Source organism: Streptomyces apricus (assembly GCF_008369065.1).
Classification (GTDB): domain Bacteria; phylum Actinomycetota; class Actinomycetes; order Streptomycetales; family Streptomycetaceae; genus Streptomyces; species Streptomyces apricus.
The window spans coordinates 713,412-721,920 of record NZ_VDFC01000047.1 but is presented as its reverse complement, the minus strand read 5'-3'; the positions used below and the strand labels follow the sequence as shown (position 1 = coordinate 721,920).

Sequence of the window (8,509 nt, the reverse complement as noted above, 5' to 3'; positions counted from 1 at the left end):
CCTGAAGGGCGCGGCCCAGCCCCCACGCACCCGTCTTCAAGGGGCGCGGGGAACTGTATGACCAACCCCAGCGCACCCGCTTTTAAGGGGCGCGGGGAACTGCGCGGCCAGCCCCCGCCGGGTCGCACCCGGCGGCATACCCCGGCCCGGCCACGCCAGACCGGCGGAGCCAACTAGCGGAGCCAGGGCAGGTCCGCCCCCGCACCCTCCGGCTGCAAGCCCTCCGCGATGACGAGCATCGCCTCCCCCAGCGCCTTCTGCTGCTCCGGCGTCAACCGGTCGAACAGCGCCTGCCGGACCGCGGCCACGTGCCCCGGAGCGACCCGCTCCAGCACCCCGTACCCCTCGTCCGTCAGGACCGCGAACTGCCCCCGCTTGTCCGAGGGGCAGTCCTCCCGCCGCACCCACCCGTTCTTCTCCAGCCGCGCGACCGCGTGCGAGAGCCGCGAGCGCGTGATCTTCGCCCGCATCGCCAGCTCGGTCATCCGCAACCGCCGCCGCGGCGCCTCGACGAGCTGCACGAGCAGCCCGTAGTAGATGTGCGGCATGCCCGCGTCACGCTGCAGCTGGCGGTCGAGATGGTCTTCGAGAAGCGTCGTGGCGTGCATGAACGCGCGCCAGGTGCGCTGTTCCTCGTCGCTGAGCCAACGGGGCCCGCCGGAACCGCCGGAGCTGCCGGAGCCGCCGGACCCGTCGGTGGATGCGGATGCGGATGCGGTGTTCATGCACCCACTGTACGAGCCCCTTCTTGAATATTAAACAAGTAAGCGGTAGGCTCCGTCACAGGGAACTTGATACTTCAAGCAATACGAGAGGGAGTCGCAGCCATGTCCGCAGCCACCGAGGAACGCCCCGCCGTGGACCGCATGCCCGCGCTCTACCTCTCCCACGGCGCCCCGCCCCTGGCCGACGACCCGGTCTGGCCCGGCCAGCTCGCCGCCTGGTCCGCCGACCTCCCGCGCCCCAAGGCCATCCTGATGGTCTCCGCGCACTGGGAGGAGGCCCCGCTCGCCCTCGGCGCCACCGTGCCGGTCCCGCTGGTCTACGACTTCTGGGGCTTCCCCGAGCACTACTACAAGGTGCAGTACACGGCCCCCGGCGCCCCCGCCCTCGCCGAGTCCGTCCGCAAGCTGCTGCGCGCCCCCGGCACGCCGGTCCAGGACATCCCGGACCGCGGCCTCGACCACGGCGCGTACGTCCCCCTCGTGGAGATGTTCCCCGAGGCCGACATCCCCGTCCTGCAGGTCTCCATGCCCACGCTCGACCCCGTCCGCCTCATGGAGATCGGTCGCAAGCTGGCCCCCCTGCGCGACGAGGGCGTGCTCATCGTCGGCTCCGGCTTCTTCACCCACAACCTGGCCGCGCTGCGCCAGGGCGGCATACCCGGCTGGTCGGCCGAGTTCGACGCGTGGGGCCACCGGGCGCTCGACTCCGCGGACGTGGACGGCCTCCTCGACTTCCTCCACAAGTCCCCGGCCGGCCGGCTGGCCCACCCGCGCACGGAGCACTTCGCCCCGCTGTTCGTGACCATGGGCGCGGCGGACGCCGCCGGCGACCTGGACACCCAGCGCTCCGTGATCGACGGCTTCTGGATGGGCCTGGCCAAGCGCTCGGTGCAGTTCGGCTGACCCCGGGGGGGCGTGCCGTCCGTACCGGCCGCCTCAGAGCTCCTTCTCGTAGCGCGCCACGTCCCAGTACCGCCCGAACTTCCGGCCCGCTTCCCGGTACGTGCCGACGTACCGGAAGCCGAACCGCGTGTGCAGCCGCACCGACGCCTCGTTGGGCTGGGTGATCCCGGCGTACGCCCGGTGCAGGTCCTCGCCCGCGAGCGCCTCGAACAGGGCCGCGTAGAGGAGCGTGCCGATTCCCCGGCCGCCCGCGCCGGGGGCGACGTAGACGGTCACCTCCACGGACGTCGCGTACGCGGGCCGCGACCGGAACTCGCCCGACGTGGCGTACCCCAGAATCCGCTGTGCGTCCGGCTCCACGGCAACCATCAGCCGGTGCGGGCCGTCTTCAGGGTGGGAGAGCAGCCAGGGGCGGCGCTCCTGCGGCGTGAAGGGCACCGTGTCGAAGGTGATCGGCGTCTCACGCACGTAGTGGTTGTAGAGGTCCGTGAGGGCGTCCAGGTCGCCCACGTTTCCCGGCCTGACCTGCACTTCCGCGCGCTGCGCCGACATCCTGCCTCCTTTTGGAGCGGCACAGGGTACTGCACGATCCGAAAATTCGAAGGACGGGTTGGGAATTCTGTCCGGATTCCAGTCGTTGTTTCCATCAGATGCAGGGCACTCGGGAGAGTGTCCGGGCCACCACGGTCACCGCAGCCACACCATCGAGTACCACCCAGTACCCGCAAGCCCACCATCGCATAGGAGCACGCATGGCAACCCGTGCCGTCGCCCGTCGTAAGTCCGCCTCCGGCGAGACCGACGCGGCACGCAGTGTTCGCGCCGTAGGCGGCGAGATCGCCGACCGCGACCTGGTCGGCATGTATCTCGACGAGATCGCGCGTACACCGCTGCTCGACGCCGCCAAGGAGGTCGAGCTGTCCCAGACCATCGAGGCCGGTGTGTACGCGCGGCAGCTGCTCGACGGTGAGGCCACCGAGACCAAGGTGAAGGCCTCCCGCGAGGAGCTCGAAGCGCTCGTCGCCGCCGCCGAGCGGGCCAAGGACGTCTTCATCCGGTCGAACCTCCGCCTGGTCGTCGCGGTCGCGCGGCGCTACCCCCGCAGCGGTCTGCCGCTGCTGGACCTGATCCAGGAGGGGAACGCCGGTCTGGTCCGAGCGGTCGAGAAGTTCGACTACCGCAAGGGCTTCAAGTTCTCGACGTACGCGACCTGGTGGATCCGCCAGGCCATCACCCGGTCGATCGCCGACCAGTCGCGCACCATCCGGCTCCCCGTCCACCTGGTGGAGGAGCTGGGCCGGATCCGCCGCGTGCAGCGCGAGTTCAACCGCGAGCACGGCCGCGACCCGGAGCCCACGGAGATCGCCGCGGAGCTGGGCTCCAACCCGGAGCGCGTCGTCGACGTCCTGGACTGGGCCCGCGACCCGGTCTCGCTGAACATGTCGGTGGACGACGAGGGCGACACCCAGTTCGGCGACCTGCTGGAGGACACCTCCGCGGTCTCGCCCGAGCAGTCCGTGCTCACGCTGCTGCGCAGCGAGGAGCTGGACGACCTCATCGGCCGCCTCGACCAGCGCACCGCGTCGATCATAAAGATGCGGTACGGCATCGAGGACGGACGCGAGCGCACGCTGACCGAGGTCGGCAAGGAGCACGGCCTCACCCGCGAGCGGATCCGCCAGATCGAGAAGCACGCCCTGATGGAGCTGAAGAAGCTGGCCCGCTCCACGGGCTTCGACGCCGCGGCGTAGTCCCTGCCCGGGCGCCCGGACAGGGCGCCCAGGCGTGGCGGCGGCGGTCGCCCAGGCATAGCGGCGGTGGTCGTCGGCGGGGTGAGAAAAACTCGTGCCGTTTTCCAGGACTGGCTTCCCGGTTCCGGGGCAGGCGCCCTACCGCAGGCCCTGCGGGCGGGCGTCGCATCGGCCGTCGCGCAGGGCGTGGCCGGGCGGGACCCCTCACCGGGTCGCACAGAAGTCCGTTTACCGCCGCTTCAACACATCGGCACCGGGGCACAAAACTCCCGGGCCCCCAAAAAGCCGAGTCCCGACGCACTCCCCCCGGTGCCGGGACTCTTCCAGAGCCGAGCTCCGGCGCCTCCCCCCCCTGGCGCCGGAGCTCGGCTTCGTCCTGGGCGCGTCGGCCGCGTCCCGGACACACCGGCTGGGCCACCCCGGACCTGAACCCCGGGGTGACCCAGGTGGCACATTGTGTCACGAGGGCAAACGATGCCGGACCGCACACGGGGCCGACCCCGGCTCCGGCCCCGCTCTCAGGGGCGCGGGGAACTGCGCGGCCCGCCCCCACCGGCGCCGAGCCGACCCCCCAGATCCCGTACGCAGGACACGAGTTCGGCCGGTCCGTGCACGGTGAACTCGCAGTCCACCGTCGCCAGCCGCACCGCCAGCCACTCCACCGCGTCCGCCGTCGAGGCGCGCAGCCGGCACCGCCCGTCGTCGACCGGCTCGGGCACCCCCAGCCACGCGGGCAGCCGGGCCGCGACGAACTCCGCCGGCGCCGCGAACGTCACGTCGAACTCGTACGTGTCCTGCCGCCGGTACATCGACTGCCGCAGGTACTCGGCCGCGTCCCCCGTCGGCAGCTCACGCGGCGCGAAACGGGCCCCCGTGGCGAAGGGCTCCGACACCCGGTCGACCCGGAACGTACGCCAGTCCTCCCGGTCGAGGCAGTACGCGACGAGGTACCAGCGGCGCCCCGTCGACACCAGCCGGTACGGCTCGGTCAGCCGACGGCTCTGCGCCCCGTCCCCCGCGCGGTACGCGAACCGCAGCCGCTCCCGCCCCGCGATCGCCGACGCCATCGTGGTCAGCGTCTCGGGCGCGATGCTCGTACCGTCGCCCGTGGTCAGGGGAGTGGTGGCGGCCTGGAGGGTGGCGACGCGGTGGCGCAGCCGGCCCGGCAGGACCTGTTCGAGCTTGGCCAGCGCCCGGACCGAGGCCTCGTCGACGCCCTCGACGGCGTGCCCCGCGCCGGCGCGCAGCCCCACCGCGATGGCCACGGCCTCCTCGTCGTCGAGGACCAGCGGCGGCATGGCCTTCCCGGCGACCAGCCGGTAGCCGCCGTCGGCCCCTTTCGTCGCCTGCACCGGATAGCCCAGCTCCCGCAGCCGGTCCACGTCGCGCCGCACGGTCCGCCGCGACACCCCGAGCCGCTCCGAGAGCTCCCCGCCGGGCCACTCCCGCGGCGTCTGGAGGAGCGACAGCAACTGCAGCAGCCGCGCCGGAGTGTCGGTGCTCATGGGGTCTCCCTCTCGTCGAACCGCTCAGGGCGCGGGCCCCCCAGGGGCGCGGGCCCCCAGGGGCGCGGGGAACTGCGCGACCAGCCACGACGCACCCGCACCCTCCGAACCCGCCACAGCCTTCCTCACCTACCAACTACGGCGAGGATGCCTCAGAACTAGGACAAGAACTGACCTACATCCGCCCTACCTTGACGGCATGACCTCACCGAGCAGCACCCCCGCGTCCCCCCGGCCGGAGGCGGACCGCCGCCGCTGGTACGCGCTGGCCATCGTCATGACCGCCGCCTTCATGGACCTGGTCGACGTGACGATCGTCAACATCGCGATCCCCTCGATCCAGCGGGACGCCGGCGCGTCGTTCAGCCAGATCCAGTGGATCACCGCCGGCTACGCGCTCGCCTTCGCCGCGGGCCTGATCACCGGCGGGCGGCTGGGGGACATCCACGGACGCAAGCGGCTCTTCCTCGTCGGCATCGGCGGCTTCACCCTCGCCTCCGCGCTCTGCGGCTTCGCGGTGAACCCGGACATGCTGGTCGCCTCGCGGATCCTCCAGGGCGCGACGGCGGCGCTGATGGTGCCGCAGGTCCTGTCGATCGTGCACGCCACCTTCCCGGCGCACGAACGCGGCAAGGTCTTCGGCCTGTTCGGCGCGATCGTGGGCCTGGGCGCGGTCTCCGGCCCCCTCCTCGGCGCGCTGCTCACCGAGTGGAACCTCTTCGGCCTCGAATGGCGCCCGATCTTCCTCATCAACCTCCCCGTCGGTATCGCGGGCCTGGTCCTGGGCCGGAAGTTCATCACCGAGTCCAGGGCCCCGCACGCCCTCAAGCTCGACCTCGTGGGCGTCGCCCTGGTCACCCTCGGTCTGCTGATGCTGCTCTACCCGCTCATCCGCGGCCGCGAGCTCGACTGGCCGCTGTGGGGGTACGGGTCGATGGGCGGCTCCCTTGTGGTCTTCGGCGCGCTGGTGGCGTACGAGAAGAGGAAGGCGGCGCGCGACGGCTCACCGCTCGTCGAGCTCTCCCTCTTCAAGGTCAAGAGCTTCGCCGCGGGCATCGCCGTGCAGACCGTCTTCGGGATCGGCCTCGGCGTCTTCTTCCTGGTCTGGACGCTCTACATGCAGACCGGCCTCGGCTGGAGCCCGCTGCGGGCGGGCCTGACGGGCGTGCCGTTCTCGGTCGCCGTGTCGCTCGCGGCCGGGCTCTCGGTGCAGCAGCTGGTTCCGCGGTTCGGCCGCAAGGTGCTGCAGGCGGGCGCGCTCACCATGGCCGCCGGCGTGCTGCTCTACATCTGGGAGTCCGAGCGGTACGGCCTGTCCATCGCCCCTTGGCAGATGGCGCTCCCGCTGGTCGTCATGGGCCTCGGCATGGGCCTGATCGTCGCCCCGCTGACGGACGCGATCCTCTCCGAGGTGCCGCGCGAGCACGCCGGATCGGCGTCCGGCCTGATCAACACCGTCCAGCAGATGGGCAACGCGCTCGGTCTCGCGCTGGTCTCCGTGATCTTCTTCGGCGCGATGCCTGACCGTCTGACGCCGGACCGGGTCGGCCCCGCCTTCGTCGACGCCTTCCAGCACGCGCTGGTCTGGGTCGCCGTGGTGATGACGGCCATCTTCCTCCTGATGTCCGCCCTCCCGAAGCGTCCGGCCCAGCACGTGGAGGGCGCCGGGGAAGCACCCGCGGCTCCGCCCGCCCGGGACCAGGACCCCGAACTCGTCGGCTGAGCGGGACGACAGCCACGAGCGGCGCACCGCGGTTCATCGCACCGGACCGGATCGGATGTCCGTTCATGCCCACATGTACGTCCGGTTCTGTTTACTTCCCCGAAATCCGGGCGTAGTCTGCGGGAGAAACCACAGGACCGGGCGCGGAACGGAGACGAACGGGCATGTACGCACCTGAGCGGCAGCAGGAGATCCTCCGGCTCGCGCGTGACGGCGGGCGGGTGGACGTGGTGTCGCTGGCGGAGGAGTTCCGGGTCACGCCCGAGACCATCCGGCGGGACCTGAAGGCCCTCGACCGGGCGGGGCTGCTGCGCCGGGTGCACGGCGGCGCCCTGCCGGCCGGGCGGCTCGACTTCGAGCCCGACCTCGCCGAGCGCGAGAGCACCGCCGCCGACGAGAAGGACCGTATCGCCAAGGCTGCCCTCGCCGAACTGCCCGACGAGGGCACGATGATCCTCGACGCGGGCACGACCGTCGCCCGCCTCGCCGGGGCCCTCCCGCTGGAGGCGTCGCTCACCGTCGTCACGCACAGCCTGCCGGTCGCCGCCCGCCTCGCCGACCACCCCGGCCTGCAGCTCCACCTCGTCGGCGGCCGCGTCCGGCACCGTACGCGCGCGGCGGTCGACGCCTGGGCCCTGCGGGCGTACGGCGAGATCCGCGCCGACGTGGTCTTCCTCGCCGCGAACGGCTTCTCCGCCGCGCACGGCCTGACCACCCCCGACCTCGCCGAGGCCGCCGTCAAGCGCGCCGCCCTCGCCGCGGCCCGCCGCGTCGTGCTGCTCGCCGACTCGGCCAAGCACGGGCAGGAGCACTTCGCGCGCTTCGGCGACCTCGGCGAGGTGGACCTGCTCATCACCGACAGCGGGCTGAGCCCCGAAGACGCGGCCGCCATCGAGCGCGGCGGCACGGAAGTAGTGCGCGCATGATCCTCACCGTCACCCCGAACCCGTCCCTGGACCGCACGTACGAGGTCCCCTCGCTCGACCGCGGCGAGGTCGTCCGGGCCACCGGTGAGCGCATGGACCCGGGCGGCAAGGGCGTCAACGTCTCGCGGGCGGTCGCCGCGGCGGGCCGGCGCACCGTCGCGGTCCTGCCGCTCGGCGGGGCCCCGGGCGCGCTCGTCGCCMCCCTGCTCGACGCGCAGGGCATCGAGGTCGCACCGGTCCCCGTCGCCGGGGCGACCCGCTCGAACATCGCGCTCGCCGAGGCGGACGGGGTCCTCACGAAGATCAACGCACCCGGCCCCGAACTCACCGTCGCCGAACAGGAAGCGCTCCTGGAGACCGTGCGCGAGCAGTCCCGCGGCGCCGACTGGATCGCCTGCTGCGGCAGCCTGCCGCGCGGCCTCGCACCCTCCTGGTACGCCGAACTGGTCGCCCGCGCCCACCGGACGGGTGTGCGGATCGCGCTCGACACCTCGGGACCGGCCCTGCTCGCGGCCCTGGGCGAACGGCCCGACGTCGTCAAGCCGAACGCCGAGGAGCTCGCCGGGGCCGTCGGCCGCCCGCTCGCCACCGTGGGCGACGCGCTCAAGGCCGCGGAGGAACTGCGGGAGCTGGGCGCCCGGACCGTACTGGCCTCCCTCGGCGCGGACGGGCAGCTGCTCGTCGCGGAGGACGGCGCGTGGTTCGCGAGCGCACGCGTGGATGCCGTACGCAGCAACGTGGGCGCCGGCGACTCCTCCCTCGCCGGCTTCCTCGTCGCCGGCGGCAGCGGGCCCGCCGCGCTCGCCTCCGCCGTGGCCCACGGAGCCGCGGCCGTCCAGCTGCCGGGCAGCGTGATGCCGGGACCGGCCGACCTCGACCCGTCCGCGGTCACGGTCACCGCGGACGTCCCGGCGGACCGCGCCCTGACCGAGCCCGCCTCATGAGCCCCCACAGCCGCCGCCGCGCGGCGCCCGAT

General features: G+C 72.7%; 8 protein-coding genes. 5 read left to right on the top strand and 3 right to left on the bottom strand.

Annotated elements, in window-relative coordinates; translation table 11 throughout:
- Positions 1-173: 173 nt before the first annotated feature.
- Positions 174-725, bottom strand: coding sequence for a MarR family winged helix-turn-helix transcriptional regulator (locus FGF04_RS29645; RefSeq protein ID WP_149514354.1), 552 nt, complete (start codon positions 723-725; stop codon positions 174-176).
- 102 nt (positions 726-827) lie between these two features.
- On the opposite strand from FGF04_RS29645, the gene FGF04_RS29640 reads away from it, so the two are divergent.
- The gene (locus tag FGF04_RS29640) at positions 828-1,628 is read left to right on the top strand and encodes a dioxygenase family protein (RefSeq protein ID WP_188114278.1); all 801 of its coding nucleotides are present in this window, start codon (positions 828-830) and stop codon (positions 1,626-1,628) included.
- 33 nt (positions 1,629-1,661) lie between these two features.
- Here the strand turns inward: FGF04_RS29640 and FGF04_RS29635 are convergent, their stop codons facing one another.
- The gene (locus tag FGF04_RS29635; RefSeq protein ID WP_149514353.1) at positions 1,662-2,180 is read right to left on the bottom strand and encodes a GNAT family N-acetyltransferase; all 519 of its coding nucleotides are present in this window, start codon (positions 2,178-2,180) and stop codon (positions 1,662-1,664) included.
- A gap of 200 nt (positions 2,181-2,380) precedes the next feature.
- Between FGF04_RS29635 and FGF04_RS29630 the strand changes: the two genes are divergently transcribed.
- The gene (locus FGF04_RS29630; protein ID WP_149514352.1) at positions 2,381-3,379 is read left to right on the top strand and encodes a sigma-70 family RNA polymerase sigma factor; all 999 of its coding nucleotides are present in this window, start codon (positions 2,381-2,383) and stop codon (positions 3,377-3,379) included.
- 518 nt (positions 3,380-3,897) lie between these two features.
- On the opposite strand, the gene FGF04_RS29625 is transcribed toward FGF04_RS29630, so the two are convergent.
- Entirely contained in the window at positions 3,898-4,884 is a 987-nt protein-coding gene (locus FGF04_RS29625) for a helix-turn-helix transcriptional regulator (RefSeq protein WP_149514351.1), read from the bottom strand.
- Positions 4,885-5,083: 199 nt separating this feature from the next.
- Here FGF04_RS29625 and FGF04_RS29620 point away from each other — a divergent pair, with 199 nt between their 5' ends.
- The 3 genes from FGF04_RS29620 to pfkB all read left to right on the top strand — a co-directional run bounded on the left by FGF04_RS29620 (position 5,084) and on the right by pfkB (position 8,477).
- On the top strand, positions 5,084-6,607 hold the full coding sequence (locus tag FGF04_RS29620; RefSeq protein WP_149514350.1) for an MFS transporter: 1,524 nt from the start codon (positions 5,084-5,086) through the stop codon (positions 6,605-6,607).
- A gap of 164 nt (positions 6,608-6,771) precedes the next feature.
- Complete coding sequence (locus FGF04_RS29615; RefSeq protein WP_149514349.1) at positions 6,772-7,533, top strand: DeoR/GlpR family DNA-binding transcription regulator; 762 nt, start codon at positions 6,772-6,774, stop codon at positions 7,531-7,533.
- Positions 7,530-8,477: a 1-phosphofructokinase gene (gene pfkB / locus FGF04_RS29610; protein WP_149514348.1), complete on the top strand. Its 948-nt coding sequence runs from the start codon at positions 7,530-7,532 to the stop codon at positions 8,475-8,477. Before FGF04_RS29615 ends, pfkB begins: the two co-directional genes overlap by 4 nt.
- Positions 8,478-8,509: the final 32 nt, after the last annotated feature.